Annotated in this window: 20 protein-coding genes; 8 read left to right on the top strand and 12 right to left on the bottom strand. The window is 36.4% G+C overall.

The genetic code is table 11. The features are described 5' to 3' along the window. The 4 genes from Q0947_RS08485 (at window position 1) to Q0947_RS08470 (ending at window position 4,051) form a co-directional block, all read left to right on the top strand. Window positions 1-1,164 carry a sigma-54 dependent transcriptional regulator gene (locus Q0947_RS08485; RefSeq protein ID WP_299395578.1) on the top strand — a complete coding sequence of 388 codons (1,164 nt, stop codon included), beginning with the start codon at window positions 1-3 and terminating at the stop codon, window positions 1,162-1,164. A gap of 26 nt (window positions 1,165-1,190) precedes the next feature. Then, window positions 1,191-2,069 carry a PPK2 family polyphosphate kinase gene (locus Q0947_RS08480; protein ID WP_299395575.1) on the top strand — a complete coding sequence of 293 codons (879 nt, stop codon included), beginning with the start codon at window positions 1,191-1,193 and terminating at the stop codon, window positions 2,067-2,069. 105 nt (window positions 2,070-2,174) lie between these two features. Next, window positions 2,175-3,578, top strand: a complete 1,404-nt coding sequence (locus Q0947_RS08475; protein WP_299395571.1) for a M20/M25/M40 family metallo-hydrolase — start codon at window positions 2,175-2,177, stop codon at window positions 3,576-3,578. A gap of 8 nt (window positions 3,579-3,586) precedes the next feature. After that, entirely contained in the window at window positions 3,587-4,051 is a 465-nt protein-coding gene (locus tag Q0947_RS08470; RefSeq protein ID WP_299395566.1) for a type II secretion system protein GspG, read from the top strand. Between the two features lie 104 nt (window positions 4,052-4,155). Here the strand turns inward: Q0947_RS08470 and Q0947_RS08465 are convergent, their stop codons facing one another. Continuing rightward, window positions 4,156-5,196, bottom strand: coding sequence for an AI-2E family transporter (locus Q0947_RS08465; protein ID WP_299395562.1), 1,041 nt, complete (start codon window positions 5,194-5,196; stop codon window positions 4,156-4,158). 100 nt (window positions 5,197-5,296) lie between these two features. Continuing rightward, complete coding sequence (gene lysA, locus Q0947_RS08460; RefSeq protein WP_299395557.1) at window positions 5,297-6,508, bottom strand: diaminopimelate decarboxylase; 1,212 nt, start codon at window positions 6,506-6,508, stop codon at window positions 5,297-5,299. Between the two features lie 238 nt (window positions 6,509-6,746). Between lysA and sucC the strand changes: the two genes are divergently transcribed. Next, window positions 6,747-7,937, top strand: a complete 1,191-nt coding sequence (gene sucC, locus Q0947_RS08455; RefSeq protein WP_299395552.1) for an ADP-forming succinate--CoA ligase subunit beta — start codon at window positions 6,747-6,749, stop codon at window positions 7,935-7,937. A gap of 132 nt (window positions 7,938-8,069) precedes the next feature. Here the strand turns inward: sucC and Q0947_RS08450 are convergent, their stop codons facing one another. The 3 genes from Q0947_RS08450 to Q0947_RS08440 form a co-directional block, all read right to left on the bottom strand. Continuing rightward, the gene (locus Q0947_RS08450; RefSeq protein ID WP_299395549.1) at window positions 8,070-8,345 is read right to left on the bottom strand and encodes a hypothetical protein; all 276 of its coding nucleotides are present in this window, start codon (window positions 8,343-8,345) and stop codon (window positions 8,070-8,072) included. A 55-nt stretch (window positions 8,346-8,400) separates the two neighbouring features. Beyond that, window positions 8,401-8,658 (bottom strand): DUF1456 family protein, encoded by a 258-nt coding sequence (locus Q0947_RS08445; protein WP_299395545.1) that lies wholly within the window; start codon window positions 8,656-8,658, stop codon window positions 8,401-8,403. A 63-nt stretch (window positions 8,659-8,721) separates the two neighbouring features. Then, entirely contained in the window at window positions 8,722-9,528 is an 807-nt protein-coding gene (locus Q0947_RS08440) for an alpha/beta hydrolase-fold protein (RefSeq protein WP_299395539.1), read from the bottom strand. A 266-nt stretch (window positions 9,529-9,794) separates the two neighbouring features. Between Q0947_RS08440 and Q0947_RS08435 the strand changes: the two genes are divergently transcribed. Next, window positions 9,795-10,196: a TerB family tellurite resistance protein gene (locus tag Q0947_RS08435; RefSeq protein WP_299395534.1), complete on the top strand. Its 402-nt coding sequence runs from the start codon at window positions 9,795-9,797 to the stop codon at window positions 10,194-10,196. Window positions 10,197-10,383: 187 nt separating this feature from the next. On the opposite strand, the gene uvrB is transcribed toward Q0947_RS08435, so the two are convergent. Next, window positions 10,384-12,387, bottom strand: coding sequence for an excinuclease ABC subunit UvrB (uvrB, locus tag Q0947_RS08430; RefSeq protein ID WP_299395525.1), 2,004 nt, complete (start codon window positions 12,385-12,387; stop codon window positions 10,384-10,386). 226 nt (window positions 12,388-12,613) lie between these two features. Here uvrB and Q0947_RS08425 point away from each other — a divergent pair, with 226 nt between their 5' ends. Further along, complete coding sequence (locus tag Q0947_RS08425) at window positions 12,614-13,144, top strand: lipid-binding SYLF domain-containing protein (protein WP_299395520.1); 531 nt, start codon at window positions 12,614-12,616, stop codon at window positions 13,142-13,144. Window positions 13,145-13,251: 107 nt separating this feature from the next. Here the strand turns inward: Q0947_RS08425 and Q0947_RS08420 are convergent, their stop codons facing one another. The 4 genes from Q0947_RS08420 to Q0947_RS08405 all read right to left on the bottom strand — a co-directional run bounded on the left by Q0947_RS08420 (window position 13,252) and on the right by Q0947_RS08405 (window position 22,019). Next, window positions 13,252-17,502 (bottom strand): T9SS type B sorting domain-containing protein, encoded by a 4,251-nt coding sequence (locus Q0947_RS08420; protein ID WP_299395516.1) that lies wholly within the window; start codon window positions 17,500-17,502, stop codon window positions 13,252-13,254. A 289-nt stretch (window positions 17,503-17,791) separates the two neighbouring features. Continuing rightward, complete coding sequence (locus Q0947_RS08415) at window positions 17,792-20,242, bottom strand: T9SS type B sorting domain-containing protein (protein ID WP_299395512.1); 2,451 nt, start codon at window positions 20,240-20,242, stop codon at window positions 17,792-17,794. Window positions 20,243-20,279: 37 nt separating this feature from the next. Beyond that, window positions 20,280-21,104: an ABC transporter permease subunit gene (locus Q0947_RS08410; RefSeq protein WP_299395509.1), complete on the bottom strand. Its 825-nt coding sequence runs from the start codon at window positions 21,102-21,104 to the stop codon at window positions 20,280-20,282. 18 nt (window positions 21,105-21,122) lie between these two features. Next, the gene (locus Q0947_RS08405) at window positions 21,123-22,019 is read right to left on the bottom strand and encodes an ATP-binding cassette domain-containing protein (RefSeq protein WP_299395505.1); all 897 of its coding nucleotides are present in this window, start codon (window positions 22,017-22,019) and stop codon (window positions 21,123-21,125) included. 99 nt (window positions 22,020-22,118) lie between these two features. Here Q0947_RS08405 and Q0947_RS08400 point away from each other — a divergent pair, with 99 nt between their 5' ends. After that, entirely contained in the window at window positions 22,119-23,177 is a 1,059-nt protein-coding gene (locus Q0947_RS08400) for a hypothetical protein (protein WP_299395502.1), read from the top strand. Between the two features lie 50 nt (window positions 23,178-23,227). Here the strand turns inward: Q0947_RS08400 and Q0947_RS08395 are convergent, their stop codons facing one another. Both Q0947_RS08395 and Q0947_RS08390 read right to left on the bottom strand, forming a co-directional pair. Beyond that, window positions 23,228-23,746, bottom strand: a complete 519-nt coding sequence (locus tag Q0947_RS08395; protein WP_299395499.1) for a hypothetical protein — start codon at window positions 23,744-23,746, stop codon at window positions 23,228-23,230. A 37-nt stretch (window positions 23,747-23,783) separates the two neighbouring features. Beyond that, the gene (locus tag Q0947_RS08390) at window positions 23,784-24,803 is read right to left on the bottom strand and encodes a COX15/CtaA family protein (RefSeq protein WP_299395496.1); all 1,020 of its coding nucleotides are present in this window, start codon (window positions 24,801-24,803) and stop codon (window positions 23,784-23,786) included. Window positions 24,804-24,837: the final 34 nt, after the last annotated feature.

Genomic DNA, 24,837 nt, shown 5'->3' with positions numbered 1-24,837 from the left:
ATGCCAAAAATATTAGTAATAGAAGACGAAGCAAGCATCAGAAGGGTATTGGTTAAAATACTTTCTGAAGAAAATGATAGCTATCAAGTAGAAGAAGCCGAGGATGGTTTGGCAGGAATTGAGAAGATAAAGAATGAAGATTATGACTTGGTGCTTTGTGACATCAAAATGCCAAAAATGGACGGCGTTGAAGTTTTAGAAGCGGTCAAAAAAATAAAACCTGAAACCACTATTGTTATGATTTCTGGTCATGGCGATTTGGATACAGCTGTTAATACGATGAGACTTGGTGCCTTTGATTATATTTCAAAACCACCTGATTTAAACAGATTGCTCAATACGGTGCGAATTGCTTTAGATAGAAAGGAATTGGTGGTCGAGAATAAAATGCTCAAGAAGAAAGTGGGCAAAAATTACGAGATGATTGGCGAAAGTAAGGCTATTTCACATATTAAGGATATGATTGAGAAAGTGGCTGCTACTGAAGCGAGGGTATTGATTACTGGACCAAACGGAACCGGAAAGGAACTTGTAGCACATTGGCTGCATCAAAAAAGTGAACGTTCAAAAGGGCCTTTGGTTGAGGTGAATTGTGCGGCGATTCCTTCAGAATTGATTGAAAGTGAATTGTTCGGTCATGTGAAAGGTGCGTTTACAAGTGCTGTAAAAGATAGAGCTGGAAAGTTTGAAGCTGCCAATGGCGGTACTCTTTTTTTAGATGAAATTGGAGACATGAGTCTTTCCGCGCAGGCAAAAGTATTACGAGCGCTGCAGGAAAGCCGTGTGCAACGTGTAGGTAGCGATAAGGATATTAAAGTTGATGTGCGTGTTGTTGCAGCTACTAATAAAAATCTGACAAAAGAAATTGAAGAAGGTAGATTCCGTGAGGATTTATACCACAGGTTAGCGGTGATTCTTATTCAAGTGCCATCATTAAATGATAGACGTGAGGATATTCCGTTATTGATAGACTATTTTGCAAATAAAATAGCGTCTGAAAACGGAACTGCAGCTAAAAAATTCACTGATAATGCCATAAAACAGTTGCAGGAATATGATTGGACGGGAAACATTAGGGAATTACGAAATGTAGTGGAACGTCTTATTATTCTTGGCGAAAAGGAAGTGAGTGAAAATGATGTGAACTTGTTCGCATCTAAATAATTAATTACCAATTAAAATAGTAAAGCATGAGAACTATCAATACTGATGATTTCAAAGTTACGGAACCAATTAAAATTCAAGATTTGGAAACCTCTTTTAATTTAGAGGCTTCAAAAAGTGAACTTAAAAAGGAGTTTAAAGATATCCGTAAAGGTTTAGGAGAAATTCAGGACAAAATGTATGCTCATGGCAAATATGCCGTATTAGTGTGTTTACAAGGGATGGATACTGCAGGAAAGGACAGTCTGATCCGTGAGGTTTTCAAAGATTTTAACTCTCGAGGAGTGGTGGTGCACAGTTTTAAAGTACCAACCAGTTTAGAGCTTAAACATGATTATTTATGGCGTCATTATATTGCACTTCCTGCACGCGGTAAATTCGGTATTTTTAATCGTACACATTATGAAAATGTGTTGGTCACAAAAGTGCATCCTTCTTATGTTTTAAATGAAAATATTCCAGGAATTGATAGCGTTGAGGATATTGACGATACCTTCTGGGAAAAACGTTTTGAGGATATCAATAATTTTGAAAAACATATCGCAGAGAACGGCACGCTGGTATTCAAGTTTTTCTTAAACCTATCTAAAGAGGAGCAGAAAAACAGATTATTGAGACGAATGGATCGTGCAGATAAAAACTGGAAGTTTAATCCGGGCGATTTAGAAGAGCGTAAACTTTGGAATGATTATATGGACTGTTATGAAGACATTCTTAATAAGACTTCAAAACCTAATGCGCCTTGGTATGTGATTCCTTGTGATGACAAAAAGACATCACGATACTTAGTAGCCAAAGTGTTATACGATACCTTAAAAACCTATAAAGATATTAAGGAGCCTGAATTGGACGATGATATTAAGGCGAATTTAGAATTGTACAGACAGCAATTGCAAAACGAATAATAATCTCAACCTTTCAGACTCTTAAATCTGAAAGGTTTTTTTATGCTTCAAGTCCAATAAAAATCAATTAATCAGGTAATCAAAAGTTATTTTAACTTCTAATATATGAAACAGTTCTGCATCTTAATTCTATTCATTTTTTCATTACAAGTATCCGCACAATCAGATGCTGAGACCATTAAAACTATTTATAGTATTTCCTTGACTAATGGTAAAAGTTATGAGTGGTTAAACCACCTTTCAAATACTATTGGTCCACGACTTTCGGGATCATTTGGTGCAGAGCAAGCGGTGAAGTATACAAAAGAAGAACTTGAAAAACTCGGATTGGATAAGGTTTGGTTACAATCTGTGATGGTTCCAAAATGGGTTAGGGGCTTACCTGAATTTGCATACATTGAAACCGAACCAGGACAAACAACACACGTCAACATTTGCGCTTTGGGAGGTTCTGTTGAAACTCCTAACGGAGGTGTGCGGGCACAAGTTGTTGAAGTGAAAGGGATAGACGAGCTGAAAGCGTTAGGAAAGGAAAAAGTAAAGGGAAAGATTGTGTTTTTTAATCGCCCAATGCAAGCTGATTTAATAGATACCTTTGAAGCTTATGGCGGATGTGCAGACCAACGTTACGCAGGCGCCTATGAAGCGGGGAAGCTCGGCGCGGTGGGTGTTATTGTTCGTTCGTTAAATTTAAGGTTGGACGATTTTCCACATACGGGAAGTATGACTTATGGCGATTTGCCTGTTTCCCAACGGATTCCTTCTGCTGCAATTAGCACTAATCACGCGGAGTTATTGAGTACCATGTTGGCGTTAAATCCTTCCATAAATTTCTTTTTTAAGCAGAATTGTCAGCAATTGGCAGATGTCGAATCTTTTAATGTGATTGGCGAAATTACAGGAACAGAATTTCCTGATGAGTATATAGTTGTAGGTGGTCATTTGGATTCATGGGATTTAGGCGATGGTTCTCATGATGACGGCGCAGGTGTTGTACAATCTATGGACGTCTTGCGATTACTAAAAGAGAGTGGAATCAAACCAAAACGAAGCATCAGGGTGGTATTATTTATGAATGAGGAAAACGGCCTTAGAGGAGGCAAAAAATATGCTGAGGTTGCAAAATCGAAAGGTGAAAATCACATTTTTGCATTGGAAAGTGATTCGGGTGGCTTTACGCCAAGAGGATTTTCATTTGACAGTAGTGATGCTATGTTTGAAAAGGTATTAGGCTGGAAAGAATTATTTAAGCCCTATTTGATACACTATTTTGAAAAGGGTGGAAGTGGCGCTGATATTGGTCCGTTGAAGTCTGACGGAATTGTCTTGGCAGGCCTTAAACCAGATTCACAACGTTATTTTGATCATCATCACGCTGCAACAGACACCTTTGATGCGGTTAATAAAAGAGAGTTGGAACTTGGGGCGGCAGCTATGGCGTCTTTGGTATATCTTTTTGATACCTATGGTACATCGGTTGAGATGATTAATAAAACCTTTAAAAATTAGTAATTTCCATGGAGGCGTTAGCTGGGTTATTTGCGGAAGTGTTGTTGATTTTTGAAGAATTTAAATTTTGGCTTAAACGACGCAAACAGCGACGGTATGAACAAAAACATAATCTTCCTCCTAAAAGAATGTGGTCTCCACTATTAAAGATTATGGTCATCTTAATATTGGTTGTCTCCTTAGGATTTTTATTAAGAGCCAACTTGTTTCTTCATTCAAAAGAAGAAAAGCAAACGACTAAAAAGTTATCAGAAGTGATATTGCTTTTGGAACATGAAAAGAAATCTACAGGCGAATATCCCAAAAAACTGAGCACTATTATCAGAAATAATCCATTATTAAAGCGTGTAGGAGTAGACTATTGGAATCGTGATTTTGTATATACTCGGCACGCTACAGGCGAAAGCTATAACCTGTATTCTTTAGGAAAAGATGGTGTGGCAGATACAGAGGATGATATTATGATTGACTAATCACGGCGATTCAATCGATACGCAGTTCTGGATATATACTGAGGAATTATAAGAGGACCAATAACCAGAAAATATTTTAAACCATCAGAATTTTGCCTGTTGCGTTACAACATTCTTCTATTATGCGTGTTAGGTTTCGGCTTTCCGTATTCCTTTTTATAAATACTAACCACCGCTAAAAATAGACTGATCAATAAAGGTCCAAATATCAATCCGATAAAACCAAATATTGGAACGCCAACAATAACACCAACCAAGGTGATTAGAGGGTGGACGTCATCTAATTTTTTAAGAACATAAAGACGGATGATATTATCTGTGGATCCTACAACTACCAATCCGTAGATTAAGATGCCCCAGGCTTGAAAGGTATCACCACTTGAAAGGCTAATTAAAAAGACAGGCAGGATACCAATAAGCGTTCCCACAAATGGAATCATTGATCCTATGGTGACAATAACAAACCAAAAGAAAGGTTCATCAATTCCAAAAATCAAAAACCCAACAAGCGCTATAATACCTTGTGCTATGGCTACTAAAGGAATCCCAATGGCGTTAGAGCGTACCATAGTTTGTATCTCTTGGCCAATTTCTTTTAAGTTGTAATTGTCTAACGGAATATAATCAGTTAAAGATTCGCGCAATTCTCTACGGTTAGTCAGCATATAGTACAGCATAAAGTACATCAAACCAATCGCAATAAAGGCATTAAAAGTACCACCGACGAGGTTTTGTAAATTTGAAGAAACCCATCCCGTAATAGCGCTCGTATCAATATTCGATCCAATATCAAAACCTATATAATGTTGAATACTGGACAATTGTTCCTTAAATGCAGTCACTACTTGTTCACTATTATTAACTGCCCTACCTATTTTATTACTCAACATCCAAACGATCCCAGCAAGGGGAATAAGGATTCCGACAAAAGAAATAAGCATGATTAATAAAGCAGCCCAAGTTGGTGACCAATTTTTCTTTTTCACTAAAGTCGCCATCCACTTTCTGAATAAAATGTAGATGGTTATTGCCCCAAGCACACCTGTAAGATAAGGTAGCAACTCAATAAATATGAGGCTTCCCATAAATAACATGAGCATTATCGCGAAGATTTGCCGGATGAGCTTTGGTTGAATATAGTTCATTGAAAAATTATATAAAGACTTGATTTAAAGCAGTATTTTGAAATTAAAGATACTATAAGTTTATTGAATTTTTAAAATAATAATATCCCACTTCCAATTATTATGCACCTAAATCAATTTCAATTTGATTGTTAATAATGTCATCAAATGTCTCACGCTTTCTAATCAAATGTGCTTTTTTATTATGCCATAATACTTCAGCAGGTCTGTAACGAGAGTTGTAATTACTTGCCATTGTAAAACAGTAAGCACCTGCGTTTTTAAAACATAGGATGTCGCCTTCACTAATTTCAGTAATGCGACGGTTATTAGCGAACGTATCCGTTTCACAAATATATCCTACAACCGAGTAGAAACGCTCACGACCCTTCGGGTTAGAGATGTTGATGATTTCATGTTCAGAACCATAAAGCATTGGTCTGATCAAATGGTTAAAACCAGAATCTATCTGAGCAAACACAGTAGATGTGGTTTGTTTAACAACGTTTACTTTCGTCAAGAATACACCAGCTTCACTTACCAAGAATTTTCCAGGTTCGAACGTTAAGGTTAATTCACGACCATATTTTTTACAAAAGTTATTGAATCGTTTGGTGAGTTTTTCTCCTAATTCTTCAATATTGGTTTCAATATCGCCTTCTTTATAAGGAACTTTGAAGCCTGATCCAAAATCGATAAATTCTAAATCCTTAAAGTGTAATGCCGTATCAAATAAGATTTCGCTGGCATATAAAAACACTTCAATATCAAGAATATCACTCCCAGTATGCATATGGATACCGTTAATGTTCATCTTGGTGTTTTCAATAATTCTCAATAAATGAGGGATTTGATGAATTGAAATCCCGAATTTACTATCAATATGGCCAACAGAAATATTGGTATTACCACCCGCCATAACGTGCGGATTTATACGAATACACACTGGTGTTTTTGGATGACGCGTTCCAAATTGCTCTAAGATGGAAAGGTTGTCAATATTGATTTGAACGCCAAGTTTTGCAGCCATTTCAATTTCTTCAAGAGAAACACCATTAGGAGTATAGATAATTTGATCTGGAGAAAAACCTGCTTTCAATCCTAATTGAACTTCCTGAATGGATACTGTATCTAAACCAGAACCAAGTGTTTTGAAAAATTTTAATACGGAAATATTGGATAATGCCTTTACAGCATAGTTGATCCTTAAATTTTTAACCTTACTGAATGCAGATGTTAAGCGTTTATATTGAGCTCCAATTTTCTCAGTATCATAGACATAAACTGGACTTTCGAAGTCTTTTGCAATTTGAAGTAAGGTTTGTTGTTCCATTTTTATAATAAATTTTTAATAGCGGTAAATCTAAATCCTTTTTTTTATTCAAGCATAACGAAATACGTAAAAATGGTGCATCTTTTTATATAATGGATTAGCTCCTAACAAACAATACTTAAATTTATTGGTTAAAACATTTATGTTGATTACTTTTGTGCTGCATAAAAATAGAGATTTCCGCTTTAGCTGAAACATTTTCAGAACTTAATAACGGAACAATTATATACTGATCAATATGAATTTACACGAGTATCAAGGAAAAGATATTTTAAGCAGTTTTGGAGTACGTATCCAAAGAGGTTATGTCGCAAAAAATGCTAATGAAGCTGTTGCTGCAGCAAAACAATTGACCGCTGAAACCGGAACCGGATGGCATGTGATCAAAGCACAAGTTCATGCAGGTGGACGTGGAAAAGGTGGCGGTGTTAAATTGGCCAAAAACCTTAAGGAAGTAGAAGAAATTGCAGGACAAATTATCGGGATGCAGTTGGTAACACCTCAAACTTCAGCTGAAGGTAAAAAAGTTCATCAAGTATTGGTGGCTGAGGATGTATACTATCCAGGTGAAAGTGAAACTAGCGAGTTTTATGTATCTGTACTTTTAAATAGAGGAACTGGTCGTAACATGATCATGTATTCTACTGAAGGTGGAATGGATATTGAAACAGTTGCTGAAGAAACGCCACACTTAATTTTTACTGAAGAAATTGATCCTGCTACAGGTATTTTACCTTTCCAAGCAAGACGTGTTGCATTTAATTTAGGTCTTGAAGGTACTGCCTTTAAAGAAATGACCAAATTTGTGACAAATCTTTATACTGCCTATGTAAAATCTGATGCATCTTTATTTGAGATCAACCCTGTGTTGAAAACAAGTGATAACAAGATTATGGCTGTTGATGCAAAGGTTACAATTGATGACAATTCATTATTCAGACATAAAGATTATTTAGATTTACGTGATTTACGTGAAGAAAGTGCTATTGAAGTTGAAGCTGGCGCTTTAGGTTTAAATTATGTTGACTTAGAAGGAAACGTTGGCTGTATGGTTAACGGTGCTGGACTTGCAATGGCTACTATGGATTTAATTAAGCAAGCAGGTGGTGAGCCAGCGAACTTCTTAGACGTAGGAGGTACTGCAGATGCAGCTCGTGTTGAGGCAGCATTCAGAATTATTTTGAAAGATCCAGCTGTAAAAGCAATCTTGATCAATATTTTTGGTGGAATTGTTCGTTGCGACAGAGTTGCGCAAGGTGTTATCGATGCTTATAAAAACATGGGTAATATTGATGTGCCAATTATTGTACGTTTACAAGGAACAAACGCTGATATCGCTAAGAAATTAATTGACGATTCAGGATTGGATGTTATGAGTGCTACTGAATTCCAGGAAGCTGCTGATAAAGTACAGTCGGTTTTAGCTTAATCTAAAACAAACCTTATATAATAGGAAGAGACCTCACGAGTAATGAACTTGTGAGGTCTTTTTTATTGAAATATGGTTTAGAATAATCTTCGAAGCGTTTTTACTTTTAAGTTTCTGATTACGCAAAACGTTCTAAAGTTGAGCCTCTTGGTTTGAATCGCTCTTTTTATATTTCTTATGTTCTATTTTCTTTTTTTCTAAAATTGCATAAAATCTTCGTGGCGAGATTTTTAGGTCTTTAGTTATTTCCCGCACTTTTTTCTTTCCTTTTTTATACAGCTTTAAATTCTCGTTTACCTTTTTATTAAAGTAGTGTTTTTCCAGTTTCTCAACGATTTGCAATTCAGTCAAATTTGAGTCGCTGGCATATTTTTCAATTTCAGAGGTGATGTTTGATAAATTACTCATAAGTCTCATTTTTTACGTGTTGCCTCAATGAATGGCACTATTACATGGAATCTATTTAATCTTTTTTCTTAGGTTTTGGTTTGGTATCTTTTACTGGTTTTGGCCCGCGTAAATGAATAACCAAGCCATTTAGAAAGTTACGCAAAATTTGGTCACCACATTCTACATAATTTGGATGGTCTTCTTTCCTGAAAAAAGCACCTAATTCGCTTTTAGTGATTCTAAAATCTACGAGTTCAAGAATTTTTATAATTTCATCATCTCTTAATTGAAGAGCGACGCGTAGCTTTTTAAAAATATCGTTATTAGTCATTGTAATGGTGTTAAGTTGTTGTAATATATAATTTTTATGTAAAGTTGGTTGTGTTGAATTTCTTTAATTTTTGATAATCCATTGGTAAGCTTCAGGGAAATGGTCACGCCAGAGCGCTTCATTATGTTGCCCACCTTCAATAATGGTGCTTTTAATATGATGTCCAGGAACTCCTTTTTCCAATAATAAAGCTACCATTTTTTGTTGATCGGGAACCATTGTTTCGCTTTCATTAGAACCTGACAAAAAGTAAAATCTTGAACTTTGGGAAATTTCTGATTTAGAAACAAGATCAAATATAGCATTGCTGAACCAAAATGACGGCGAAAAGACACCTGCATTTCCGAAAATTTCAGGATGTTTAATTACAGCATAAAAGGATAAAAGCCCTCCTAATGAAGAACCAAATATAGTTGTGTCTTTAGGATCTTTTAATGTTCTGTATGTGGCGTCAATCTGCGGTTTTAATGTATTGATGATAAAATCAAGATACATATCAGCTTTACCGCCACCGTAGGTGTCGTGAGGAAATGGCGTAAGTTCTTCCATACGTTTTTCGTTTCCGTGTTCTATACCTATTATTATGACGTTTTGATTTGTAAGCGAATCAAGATACTCATCTATTTGCCATTCACCTGCATAAGAAGTTTTGGCATCAAATAGATTTTGGGCGTCCTGCATATAAAATACAGGATAATCAAGTGTGGTTTCTGAATAGTTTTTTGGGAGATAAACCCAGATCTTCTTTTGAGTTTGTAACTGAGTTGCTTCTATAGTGAAGGTAGAAACTTGCTTTGAAACGGTATGTTGACCATAGCCAAGAGTGCAGAATGCAAAACTAATTACAACGAAAAGTTTGATAAATTTCATTACTACTCTCTGGGTTTTTAGAAAACAAATTTATGAATTACCACCGATTACTGGCCTCGTAAATAAGGATTTAAAAAGACGAAAAACGATGAAACATAAAAACCTTGTAAATAGCTGGTTATTAGCTTGTTAGAATAATTAATTACATGAAGTCAAGAAAATCACGATGAATTACACTATATTTTTCGATAAGTTGCTAATAATCAACGATTATCAAAATTTTATTCTGTCTAACTTTATAATTATAAAAACAGATTCCCTCTCTTATGATAAATCGTATAGAAAAATTGAGTCTTCTTTCAGAAATGATTGCTTTTGCTCAAACTGACGCTTCCATCAAATCCATAGAATATAAATTTCTTTTAGGTGTTGCAAAACAGTTGGAAGTATCGCAACACGATTTTGATTATTTATTTGAATACCCCGTTAATTATGTGCATTTAAAATCGCACAGTGAACGGATTGTTCAATTTCATAGATTGGTGTTACTGATGAATCTGGATCAGGAAATTACCACTAAAGAACTTGTAAAACTTCATAATTTCGGTTTACGGATGGGATTAAGCCATGAGTCGATAAATCGGGTACTAGATTTAATGGAAAGCTTCCCCAACAAAATTGTCCCACCAGATTTTTTGATTGATATCTTTAAGGTCCAGTATAATTGAGGTTTCAGTTTTCAGTTGGCAGTATTCAGTCTTCAGTTGGCGGTACGCAGTTTTCAGTCTTCAGTTAATCATTATAAGTTAGATTTTTGGAAAACTAACTTATGAATTAATCACCCCTCAACAATCACCAATCACCAATCATCAATCACATTCCTCAAACCTCACGCCTCAATAACCTCAATCCTCTTTATGCTTTCAATTGTTCCAATTTCCCTTGGTAGGCTTTAATGTCATCTCTTAATTGGGCCGCGATAATGAAATCCAATGCTTTTGCAGCTTGTTCCATTAATTTTCGTTTTTCACGAATTTTCTTTTCCAATTGGTCTTTAGTCAAATACTCGCTTTCAGGTTCTGCAGCTTTTAAAGCTTCAATTTCATAACTATACGTACTGACGGAATTTTTCGCTAAAATATTATCTAAACTTTTATTCAGCGCAGTTGGTTTAAGTCCGTGTTTGGTATTGTAGGCAATTTGTTTTGCACGGCGGTAATTGGTGTCGTCAATAGTTTGCTTCATACTATTGGTAATTTTGTCCGCATACATAATCGCTTTACCATTTAGATGCCGTGCAGCCCTTCCAACAGTCTGCGTCAATGATCTATTAGATCTTAAGAATCCTTCTTTATCAGCATCTAAAATAGCCACTAATGAAACCTCCGGTAAATCTAAACCTTCACGCAATAAATTCACGCCAACCAATACATCAAACAAGCCTTTACGCAAATCCTGCATAATCTCTACACGCTCCAGAGTATCGACATCACTATGGATATAACGCACGCGGATCTGAATTCTGTCCAAATATTTGGTCAACTCTTCGGCCATTCGCTTGGTTAAAGTTGTCACTAGAATACGTTCGTCTTTTTCAACACGTTGGTGAATTTCCTCAATCAAATCATCAATTTGATTCAAACTTGGGCGAACCTCAATAATAGGATCCAATAGTCCTGTTGGGCGAATCAGTTGCTCCACAAAAACACCATCGCTTTTTGCAAGTTCATAATCGGCAGGTGTCGCACTCACATAAATCACTTGATTTTGCAAGGCTTCAAATTCCTCAAACTTCAAAGGTCTATTATCCATAGCTGCGGGAAGTCTGAAACCATAATCTACCAAGTTTTCCTTACGACTTCTATCGCCACCATACATAGCATGCACCTGAGAGATGGTCACGTGACTTTCATCAACCACCATCAAATAATCATCAGGGAAATAATCCAATAAACAGAAAGGTCGCGTACCAGGCAAACGCCCGTCTAAATAGCGCGAATAGTTCTCAATACCCGAACAGTACCCCAATTCCCGAATCATTTCAAGGTCAAATTCTGTACGTTCCTTTAATCGTTTTGCCTCTAAATGCTTGCCGATATCCTTAAAATAATCATGTTGTTTTACCAAATCATCCTGAATTTGTTTAATGGCACCTTGAAGTACTTCAGGCGATGTCACAAACATATTTGCAGGAAAAATATTGATTTGGTCATAAGATTCAATGACCTTATTTGTTTGGATGTTAAACGCTTCAATCTCTTCAATTTCATCACCAAAAAAGTGAACACGAACGCCGTAATCGGCATATCCAGGAAAGATATCCACGGTATCGCCTTTAATTCTGAAATTACCATGATTGAAATCGGCTTCCGTTCTAGAATAGAGACTTTGCACTAATTTATGAAGGAGCTTTGTGCGCGAAATCACTTCATCCCGTTTAAGCGTAATGACATTTTTTTGAAATTCTACAGGATTCCCAATACCATACAAACACGACACCGAAGCCACAACAATAACGTCGCGTCGACCGGAAAGTAGGGAAGACGTTGTGCTCAATCGCATCTTCTCAATTTCTTCGTTTATGGAAAGATCCTTTTCTATATAAACTCCAGAAACGGGAATGTAGGCCTCAGGTTGGTAGTAATCATAATAAGACACAAAATATTCTACCGCATTATCCGGGAAAAACTGTTTAAATTCAGAGTATAACTGCGCAGCCAAAGTTTTATTATGAGCTAAAACTAGGGTAGGCCGTTGTACTTCTTCAATAACATTGGCAACGGTAAATGTTTTCCCAGACCCTGTTACTCCTAATAAAGTTTGGTATTTCTCATTGTTCTCAATGCCTTTAGAAAGTTGTTTTATGGCTTGAGGCTGATCACCAGTAGGCTTAAATTCTGATTTGATTTTGAACTTCATTTTGCAAATTTAACCAAAGTTTTTTGAAGAATAATGGCTATTTTAAATTACATGATATCAGTGCTTTAAGTTCTAGGTTTTCGATTCTTTAGGATTAATAAATTGCGTATTAAGGTTAATCTTGATTTTATTAATCAATTAATTTAGCAACACCTTACTTATTTCACTAACTGGACTATTGATAGCAAGATGAATACATATTAACAATTCTTAAATTAATAGAACCATGAAAACATTAAAACAATTTACTTTGGCCTTCTGTATGATACTTACTTTTGGGGCCTTTGCGCAGAGTGACAAAGATCATAAAATCATGTCAGATGCCGATAATGCGAGAATGAAACTTATAGAAGCTGATTCTACACTCAGCGATTATTTTGATAACGCAGCGGGATACGTGTTGTTCCCTAACGTTGGTGAAGGCGGTCTAATTGTGGGTGGCGCTTCAGGTAATGGTGTTGTTTATGAAAATGGCATGCCAATAGGAATGGCAAATCTTAAAAAGGTAGATATTGGATTTCAAGCTGGTGGACAAGCCATTATTGAAGTCATCTTTTTTGAAACCGAAGCTGATTTAGACGATTTTAAAAATGGAAACTTTGAATTCTCAGCGGAAGCTTCAGCTGTCGCTGTAGAATCAGGCGTTGCTGTAACTGCCGGTTACAATGATGGTGTTGTTGCCTTCGCCTTGCCAAAAGCAGGACTTATGGCTGATGCTTCTGTAGGTGGCCAAAAATTTAGCTTTAAATCATTCTAATACCCACTTTGACGATCCTAAGGGGTCATTTATATAAGGGAAACGTCCATGGTAGATTATATCATGGACGTTTTAGTTTTGTTAAATTTCAATAAGTAATGCTATTGTTACCTTTTCAAGGCGAAGTGACCTGTAAGTTGAAAAGCGGTCCCATCTTTTTTCTTAACATCGGCCACAAACCAATAATCTGAAGAAGGCATTTTTTGACCGTTATATGTTCCATCCCAACCTCGGGAAGATGAGGTCAGTCGCGCTAATAGTTTACCATAGCGGTCGTAGATTTGGATTATTGTCCCGGGTAATGTTTCTACGCCTGTAATATGCCAAGTATCAAAATACCCATCATCATTTGGTGTCATGAATTTAGGGGTGTCAAGTACAAGAACCTGTTTGCTCACTTCTGAACATCCATTTAAATCTATAACCTTTACCAAATTCGCGCCAATTGGAACATTTTCAAAAACATTGGATTCTTGCGGCTCTTTATCATTTAACTGATACATGTAATTACCGATTCCACTAATTGTTACTGTAATATTGTTTGGATCAGAAAAATCGATATGTTCAGTAACTTCAATTTTGGCAGGAGACGATTCAATAACTTCAAAAATATGATTCGTAATACACCCTGACTTTGTAGTCACTTTAACGGAATAGGTTCCAATAGTATTAATCTTGATTTCTCTTGTTTTTTGATTGGTATTCCACAGATAAGTATCTCCAGCATTTACTAAGTCAGGCCCAATTACTATCGGTCCTGTATTGACACACAATGCCGTTTTATAGCTCTTGGTTTCAGGTAAATTGACTACTAATTCGATAGGAATAGTTAAATAACATTTTGAAACGGTATTCGTGATTTTAATATAAACGGTTTTTGTTCCTGAAGTATAGGACTTCGGATTCGCAATAAGTTTTAAAGTAGCAGCGTCCTCATAATAGTTAATGACCAGGTTATCTTGTCTCGCATTTAAAATGTCCACTTCCGAATCTTTTAAATTGAACACCACAAGACCATCATCATCGGTATCACATTTAATCAAAGGTTTTGACGGATTAGCTTCAGGTGCTTTGATAACGCCAATACTGAAACTTGTAATTGGTTTACAGATACCACCATTATCAATTCGGGCAAAGATTTTTTGTGGATTTTTTGTATTCGCAAAATTCGTAGCAATTGGGTTTACGTCATTTTCTGCGTTGGCATAACTCAGGTAATACGTTACTTTAAAATCATCAGAATGTCCTTTTTTTATTTCAGCAGTCCTTTCACTTAAGTCAAAAAACTCACTGCCATCATTTGAAATATCGTCACAGACAAACCAGTCTGAAGGCACATTAAATTTAGGATTCGAGCCCACTTCAATAGAAAAAGATCCAGTTGCATAACAGTTTTTATCGGTAATGTTCTCTACTCTAACGTGTATGGTTTGAGGATTTACAGTATTTGTAAATGCCTTGTTTTTATCGATAGCGTTCAAGCCTTTCTCCGCATCTGTAGGGGTTAGGTAATAAGACGTGCGTTTGCCAGTTTGACCATTTAAGATTTCAGCGTCTTTGTTCTTAAAGATGAAACTTCCAAATCCATCACTATCATCTTCACAATATTTGTAAACACTAATTTTCGGAATTATCGGTAAGGTGTTGACGATAATCTTAATTGGTTCAACAGAATGACATCCAGTAATTGTGTTTTCAACGCGCGTATAAACTGTTTGGGTCTTGGCGTTATAATTTTTAGTCCCTGAAATAGCGGCCGTTTTGCTATGTGCATTATCTAAGGTTGTGTGAAAGCTTACTGCTCTATTGGATAGGTCTGAAACAATTTCACTTATTTTACTATCAAGATTAACAATTGAAAACCCATCTTGATCAGCATCACAAATAATTATGTCTGAAGCTTTATTAGTTTCAGGAGCAGGCAATACAGTCACTTCAAAACTATTAAGATCGGCACAGCCCGTAACATTAGAGGTCGTTCTGGTATAGAATCTTTGTGGATTGGAGGTGTTGAGATGTGGCTTCGTAATTACGTTCCTGTTTTTCTTAGCGTCCTCTTCAGTTAAGAAATAGCGAACCGAATAACCATCTTGCCCATTGTAAACCTGATAATCAAATGTCGTTAAATCGATAAGCGTAAATCCGTCCTGATCAGTATCACAATACGTTACTGGACCGATAGATGGAAATTCTACAATAGGATTAAGAACTAATTCAATTTCTGCAACTTCCGTACATACCGTATTATCTAAGGTTAAATATAACGTATAAGGAAATTTTGGTGGAGTATATGGAAGGTGTTTAGGAATTGGGTTGTTGTTGATCTGGTCCTGTTTCGTTTCATAAAATATCACGGAAACGTTTGGAAGTTCATTAGCAATCACGTCTTCCATATTGTAAAGGTCAAATTGAGGTTTATCGCCACCTTGAACGTCACAAATCGAAAACGCTTTAAGATATGTACCTGTTAACAATACATTGCTATGTAGTTCTATAGGTGTAATTGAAGAACATCCCGCAGCATTGGTGACCTTAATATAAACGTTTTGCATATTTGGTGTCGTATTGCTATACGCACTAGGATTTAGGATTTGGTTTGTTCCTGAAACGGCATCGTTGAAGGTAGGGTAGAAGCTTGTGGTCATTCCGGTAGCGCCTTCCAAAACAGCATCAATGCTACTGTTTAAGTCGAATATTGCCATACCATCATGGTCTTTATCACAGGCATCAATATAATGACGATCTGTATTAATAACAGGATTCTCTAAAACTTTTAATGTGACTTTAGTGGTGACGACACATCCCGAGACAACATTGGTAACACGAGCGAAAAAGTGTTCTGTTTGTGACGTGTTATTGTATGGTGAAACCATAGCATTGTCGTCCGAATCCGCCTCCGATTGGAGTTGATGGTAGGACACAATTAAATCTGGATTTCCGCCTGTAATGGTATGGTCGTGATCCTTTAAGTTAACTTCTGTTAGTCCATCTTTAGTGTCGTCGTCACAAACAAAAAATTCTGATGCCGGTGCCACATTTGGTAATGCATTCACCACTAAGTTAAAAGACGAATATGCTAAACAGCCATTAACCGTATCCTCAATTCTTACATATATTGGTTGATTGTTAGTGGTGTTACTGATTGGAGCCGTGATGGCATTGTCATTTGCGGTAGCATCCTCATTTGTGTAGTGATAAGAAATCTTGTAAGCTGATTTAGGGACTGCTTTTAAGATTTCAGAATTCTTTAAACTGAGATCAAATACTTCAACGGCATCCGCGGATGCATCATCACAAAGTTCGAAATCAGTTATAGGTTGGGCAGTTTGAGTAGCGCTTAATTCGATTTTAATACTGTCTTCTATTGTACAAAATGAATCGGATAGCGGAATATCTACTTTTACTGTGTAGATTCCTGATTGGTCAACAACTAAAGTTGGTTGTGTCTGACCTGAAATTGCTGTGCTGTTAAAATACCATGAGTATGTCGCATCCGGATTTTTGATGTTACCATTTAAAGTGACACTGGTGGCGCATGTTGTAATGTCTTCACCTAAATCAACAGTGGCATTAAAACTATTTCCTTCAATAAAAACGGCCGAGTCATTCGTCCCATCACTTTGGTCGGCGATGACCATTTTTATGTGATATTTTACATTCGGTTCAATAATTGCCGAGGCGGTCATTACCGTAGTTCTACCGTTATAGTTGGTGTCTCCAAGATTATATCCGTCGAAATATTGAGAATTGGATGGACCACAAAATCCTACAATTCCATTACGGATAGTATTCGTGTTTACCGGTGTGTCTGTTCCTGGGATTATGGCAATGTTTTGATAAGGTTCACTAGTGCCAGCACGTTTGATTAGAAATGCAAACCCGTCCGAATAATTACAAGGATAATATTTTTGGTATTCTTCAGAAGCTAAAATGTAGTTGAATTGAATCTGATTAGAAATTGAGGCAAATTCAAATTCTATAGCAGTTGCATTTAAGGTTTTGGTAATGCCCAAAGCAGTTTCAAGATCAGGATCTGTACCCCAACTCGCATCTCCATCATTTAAATCATTTGAAATTACCGTATTTCCACTGGAAGCAGCTTTACCTGTCGTCAAAACTATTCCGTTTTCAAAAGGAAAGTTTGAACTGCCACGTTCAAAATATCCAAAACTTGAAAACCCATTTTTAGACCCATTTATGGGTGATGCAATATTAGAAGTCTCGACACAACCTTGAATTAAATGGTTTTCAATCAGGTTTTTAGGAGTGACTTTGTCGTCTACTTTTATTTGTTGACTGAATGCGTTGGTACACAAAACACATGCAAGAGCAAGGAGGGAAATTTGGAACGATTTCATTCTTTTTCGGTTAAGTTGAGTTAGAAGGGTCGCATATGAGGGAAATGAGAGTTCTACTACATTCAAATATGGTCGAAAAGTAGCCAATTATTAGGTGAAATGCAAAATAATACGATAAAATGCATAAAATATTAACTTTATATTACTTTTTATGATATAAAACTAGATGTAGAACTTCCCAACGGGGGTAAATTTTAATCGAGTGATCACATTTTGTATTGTAATTATGAAAAATCGTAACAACTCATCTCGCAGTGATAGGAAGTAATCTGTCTATTTAAGGAATAAGTTAGCGCTTTAGTGTGAAGTGACCTTTTAAGGTTCTACCATCTTGTAGAGTTACAGAAAACCAATAATCGTCAGGAGGCAATGGATGGCCAATGTAGGTACCATCCCAACCAATACCTAACGGATTTAATTGCTTAAGGAGTTTTCCCATTCTATTGAAAATGTAAATGGTGGTCTTGGATTGAAACTGTCCGTTGATGCCATTTACTTGCCAAGTATCGTTGATACCATCGTTATTTGGCGTAAAATATTTAGGAAATCCAATAACTGAGATTTTCTCTTTAGAAGTGCCGCAACCGTTCATATCCCTAACAAAAACGGTATAAAATCCAGGTGCTACATTCTCGAAAATGTGACTTTCCTGGTAGGGCCCTTTAATATTGTTCAGTGCATATTCATAAGAGCCTTCACCGGTAACCATGACTGCGACCGTATTGTTTTGTGAAGCATCATTAATTTTGATGTCACTAATTGTTGCAATATTTGAAGGCAACACTTTAATGGTCCGGTCTTTATAACATCCGTTACTATTGGTTATTCTTACCGTGTAGGTGCCAGGTGAGTTTACCTCAATTTCTGATGATGTTTCCCCTGTAGACCAACTGTAGGTATACGTTGCTGAAATGTGATCAATTATATTACTGTACAAAGTAAGTGTCTCCGGAAACGTATTTAAACAGTAAATTTCTTCAGCTTCTGTTTCTACGGTCGGCATCTTATAAACGTTGAGTGCTACTTCGCTAATACCATAACAAGCATTGCTGTTTTCTACCCTTGCAAAAATAGTTTGAGCATAAGCATTTCTATTGGTAAATTGGTTAGGCAGCGGATGCGTTTCCAAAAGTGCATCCTTATAGGTTTCATAATACACCAAATCTAAACCTGACGGTAAACCCTTTAAAACATCTGAATCTGCATCAGAAAGCGTAAAAGTGTAAAAGCCGTCTTCCAAGCCATCGTCATCACAATGATTTAATTGTGTATCATTAGCCGCAGTAACACTTACTTCCAAATTTAATGTTGACACGCTGAAACAACCGGTAAAATCATCGGTGATTCTAACATACAGCAGCTCCGGATTTTTAGAATTTTTATAAGCCTTACCATTTATGGTACTTGGGCCACCTGCTTGAGCTTCTGTTTTAGAAGTGTAGTACGTTAAACTTCTGTCAGAAGCGCCACCAGTAAGTGCATCCTTCGCTTCGTTCAAATTGAAGAGGGTTATGCCATCACTTTTACCATCATCATCACATTGCATAATTGTAGCGTTAAACGCTTGTGGTAATGGGTTGACTACAAGGTCGAGGGTTGTGATGTTTCTACAATTTTTATTGAAAGGATCTTCCAACCTTACATAAAGCTGCTCGTTATAAGGATTGGCGTTATAATAGGAATGGGCATCAACACCAGGATCAGAACTGTTTTGTGCTGAAGCCATGGATTTGTGATAGGTTATTTTAATTGTCGATGGATCCTGTCCATTTAAGATTTCTGGATTTTTCTTGGTTAGGTCAAAATAGGTACGGCCATTATTACTATTGCCATCGGCATCTGTATCACATTCGTGAAAAGGTGAAGGAGCTTTAAAATCAGGTCCTAAACTGGCAGTTATTGTAAAGTCAGCTAATTCAAAACATCCAGTGATGGTATTTGTGATGCGTGCAACAATTTTCTGCGGATTGGAAATATTGGTATAAGGGCTTGTCAATGGATTTGCGTTACTATTCGCATCAGTGTCATTAAGATGATAGGTAACGGTAACATCTTTTTGTGATCCTTTAATTTTAGGTGTATTCATTTCCAAATTAAAAGCTGTAAACCCATCGCCATAAGGGGAATCAGTATCGCATTTTTCTAAATCAAGCGGCGCTAAGCCATGTGATTGATTACTGGGTGGGGAAGAAAATTCTGCTGTTCCAGTCCATTCCAATGTAAATCCACTATTACCAATTGGCCTATCAATAACAATAAAATAAGTGTCTCCAGCAGATACAGTCAGCCATTTTACAAAACTGTCGCCATCAGGTCCTGGACCTTCTGAAGTATCAACCGAATTTTCACGCATTCCTGTATAATTGTTAGGAAGTCCAGCAGATGAAGGATTAGTAGTAGAGCATCTAATGGCTTGGCCCAGCTCGTTACAAGCTACATTTGGACCAAAGACAAAAAAATCATAATCCTCACTAATGGAACTGTTATTTGGTTTTAGAGTAAATCCCAAGGTGCCATCTGTAACAAGGCTCACTTGGAGCCAAATACTATTGGTTTCATAACTGCTACAAGTATTGGAGTTGTTTAATTCTTGAACTCCAATGCCGCTAACATTTAAATTAACATTTGAATTTCCACAAATTATAACCGCATCAACGCAATCGGTTGGGTATTGTGCCTGAGCAGTATAAGCGGTAATCAGAAAACTGAAAACAAAAAAAATCTTAAGAAATTGTTTCAACAGGGATGTTTTAGAAAAGCAAATAGCCTCAAATATATTATAAATCCCGTTGTTTTAACAGTCTATATGATAAAAAGATAAATAAGGCGGTCCAGCCTAAAACAATAGCAAATTCATACCAGTGTACTGCATAATCATAAGCCATATCAATGTTTTCTGGATATTTGGTCATCACGACTCGCTGGAATGGCTGGTTGATCAAATTGTACATGGATTCTAAGGGTAGGAAGCTTTTAATTTTCCATGCAGTTTCTAAAGTGAATGCTTTTGTAGCCGCTCCAAAAACAATCCATTCAAAAATATAAAGGATAAAAAGGAATGCCAGCGCAAATGCAGAGCGCTTTACCAACATCCCAAAGAATAGACATAAACTGAAGAAGCCAACAAGTTTTACAAAATAGGCCAATAAGAATTCTGTTTCTCTAAAAATAATTGATGCTTCAGTATAACTTGAATAGTAGAGTCCAATAAAAAACGATGCCACACCAATTAAAACCGTTGCTAAGAGTGAGAATAAAACGATGGTATAAAATTTAGAGAGAATAAATTCTTTCTTGCTTAATCCATCTATCAAATTCTGTTTAATGGTTTTATTACTGTATTCGTTGCCAATCATGCTCACCACAACAATGGCGAAAAAGAGTTTAAAATAGGCTGCGAAAAACGTGGTGATATGCCAAATAATCGGGAAATTGAAAATACCAAGTTCGCCTAATTCCAGCGTGAAAAATCCGAAGAAATTAATCTTTATTGAAGACAGAATCAAAACCGTAAAAGGCAGAATAAAAGAAATGAAAATTAAAACTTTACTCGCTCTGTTTAATAGTAATTTTTGAAGCTCTAAATTAATGAGTCGTAACATAATGTTGGTTTTGATTGATTAGTTGTTGTCAGTTAATTTCAGGAATTGTTCTTCTAAACTTTCCTTGCGCTTAACCAGATGGGAGAGCGTAATGCCTTTTTCAAACATCAAAGCATTGAATGTCGAAGCATCCATGGGCTCTTTAAGAAATGCGGTGATGAGTTCGCCTTCCTCTTTAACACTTAAAAAATCAGGATTGTTTTGAAGGTAGGAGACTAAGGTTTCGTGTTGCACAGATTTCAACTCAAAAAATCCGTGACTTGAAATCATTTCATCTACGCGTCCTGAATATAATTTTTCTCCTTTCCGAAGTACAACAACATGAGAGCATACCTTTTCAACTTCATCCAAAAGATGGGACGCCAACAAAATAGTGGTGCCTTCACTTGCAATTTGTTTGATTAAGGTTCTAATCTGATGAATTCCTTGCGGATCTAAACCGTTTGTAGGTTCATCCAGTATAAGTATTTCAGGATCATTCAAAAGGGCAGAGGCAATAGCCAAACGTTGTTTCATCCCTAAAGAATAGTTGCTGAATTTGCTGTTTTTTCGGTCTAGAAGTCCGACAATCCCCAATTTCTCATCAATTTTACTATAATCAACGCCTTTAATTTTGCATACCAATTTTAAATTTTGATAGGCAGTCATATAAGGGTAGAAATTCGGATTTTCTATAATCGCGCCTACTTTCTTGAGAGCGTCATGCGTGGTTGTTTGTCCTTCAAACCAACTAAAGTCACCTGAAGTTTTGTTGACAACATTAAGAACAATGCCTAATGTGGTCGATTTTCCGCTTCCGTTTGGGCCTAAAATACCATACACATTCCCTTTATGGATAGTAAAAGATAAATCTTTGACGGCAGTGAGGTAACCAAATTTTTTGGTGAGATTGTTGATGGTGAGGATAGTTTCCAAAATAATTTTCTGATTGATTAGTTAAACGTATGACGAGTGATGGTTACATTTGTTACAAGTGTAAATATAAAAACTTACATTTGAGATAACTTAATAGCTATGCAAGATCTTAAAATATCATTACGGAAACCTTCATATCCTATCACTGAAAAGTTGCACAATTACCTTTCTGAATACAACAGGAATATAAGATTGCCAATTTTTTATGATGATTTGCTGCGTTTTCAAGGGGCTGTTGCTTTATATGATAAAGATGATAATGACACGCTTTGGGTCCGGGTGTATTTCAACGAATTTGAGCGGCAGGAAATAGATTTAAGTTTAAAGAAGGTTTATACGATTTTGCATTCTGATGGTAATGAGAAGACCATTCCATTTTTAAATGTGGATGCAATTGATTATTGCACTTTTGGAAACTCTAAGCCTTTCCGCATCAAGGTCAGAAATATTCTAAATGATAATTATACGTATTTCTACGTTAAGAAGGCAGATGCTTCGCGAATTTATGGCTTAGAATTGGAACACATGCTTTCGCCGTATAACTTGAATTTTTTGGTGTTTCAGGACACGTTAATCGAAGAGCATATTGCCGGTGTTCCTGGTGATGAATTCATCAAAAACATGTTGCCAAAATGTTCACCTTCCGAAAAATCACAAATAGCCAAAGAGTTCGTTAAGTTTAATGAACGGTGTATGATCAGATTGTTGGGGGATATGCGTTCTTACAATTACGTGATCGTTCCCACCCATGATTTTGACCATGTGGTCTATAAAATCAGGGCGATAGATTTTGATCAACAAAGTTATGAAGGCAAGTTCAATGTCTACCGACCACAATTCTTTAAAGAGAATTTAAAGATGGTGGAATTGGTACAGGAAAAATTCCAACAGGAATCCATTGATCAATATAAATTAGAAGAGCGTTCCATTGTTGCCAAGCGTTTGATAAGTTATCATGAACGCATAAAAGAACTTCTGGATTGCATGATAAACGATACGCTTTCCACACCAGAACACATCAAACTTTTAAAAATGAAAATCTTCGATTATACCCAAGATTTGAAGTTTAAACGCAGTAAAAATATGGGTGAAATTGTCAAAAATGCGCTCGATTTTGTGCAGCGCAATTATGAGAATGTCAATACGAGGATAATGTAACTTTTAGAAAATAGAAAATAGAAAATAGAAAATAGAAAATAGAAGGTTTCTTAATTCCAGTTTTCATCAAAATCTAAATCCTCATAATCATCAATATCTAAATCATCGTCAAACTCATTATAGTCGTCAAATTCTTTATCGGCCTCAAATGTTTTCAGCGGTGCCTCTGACGGAATTTGCCCATGCACATACATTAAATTTGGATAATCAGTACCTTCAGCTTCCTCAACTATTTCAGCTAATTCCACGAAAAAAGTCCACATACTGAGAAAATCGTACACATAAATCAATTTGGTTTGCATTTCATGAACCACATCATTGATTGTAGTTTCGCCCATGAGTCTCACTTCATCATAGCCTTCACTAATGTCAAACATGGAGATTTCCTCGCCTTGGTTCCAAGCGTCATCACTGATGTAAAACGATGCCATTTCAATACCATCAAACCCAAAAGCTTGAGTAATACTGTTGTGCAAGTCTTCAAGAGTGTCTGTTTCTCGGATTTCTATATCTCTAAAAACATCATCTTCGGTGTCGTTGTCAAGAATAATTCTGAATCTGTAAACCATGTGTAAAATTTAATTGGCAAATGTAAAGCTTTTTCTATTATCTACTAAAACGATGCAAGGTAAATGTCATTGCTGAAAGCAAGAAAAACGCGCCTATTTGATGAGCGACACCCAACCATAGCGGTACGCCGTAAATGATGGTCAACACACCCAATAGGAATTGAACTCCTACAAGAATTAATAAACTGTTGACACCCTGTGTTTGCAATTTTGTTAACGACATTTGTTTGGCGCGGTACCAAATAATCCCAATAAAAATCACTACTACATACGCAAAAGTACGATGCACAAACTGAATACCACTTGGGTTTTCGATGAGGTTTAAGTAGAATGGTTCAATGGCATATGCAGATTCATGGATGAATTTACCTTCATTCATAAACGGCCAATGGTTGTGCAATAATCCAGCTTTTAGTCCAGCTACAAATCCGCCGTAAACAATTTGAATAATCAGGATGATATATCCGATGCCAATAAGATTTCTAAAACTTTTATCGACGGCTTTTTTATTCGGATAAATTAAATCTAAAGCTACCCAAAGTGTTGCTGCAAAAGTTAAAAAGGCAGTGGTTAGATGGGCTGCTAATCGATAGTGGCTCACGTCCGGCATGTCCACCAATCCACTTTTTACCATGTACCAACCTAAAAATCCTTGGAATCCGCCAAGAAATAGTAGGACTAAAGATTTTTTAATCGTTTTAGCGGTAAGTTGTTTTGTGGCAATAAAATAAATAAACGGAAGAATAAAGACCAGTCCAATCAATCTGCCAATCACACGATGTAGCCATTCCCAAAAGTAAATCGCTTTAAAATCTGATAAGGTGAAGTGCGAGTGCAGTTTTTGAAATTCTGGATATTGTTGGTAAACAGCGAAAGCGGCTTCCCATTCTGCTTCGTTTAATGGCGGGATGGTGCCTGTGATGAGTTTGTATTCAGACATGGACAACCCAGAATCCGTTAACCTTGTAATACCGCCAACTACAACCATGATAAAGAGTAGTGCACAACCTGTAAGAAGCCAATAGATGACTTTCTTATTATCTTTTTGCTTTGCCATTAACACATGAATTACAAACTATATAAAATTGAAA

The sequence above is a fragment of the uncultured Gelidibacter sp. genome (assembly GCF_947500795.1).
In the GTDB taxonomy this organism is placed as follows: Bacteria; Bacteroidota; Bacteroidia; order Flavobacteriales; family Flavobacteriaceae; genus Gelidibacter.
Note: the sequence above shows the minus strand (reverse complement) of the source record. Positions and strands in the feature narration are given on the sequence as shown.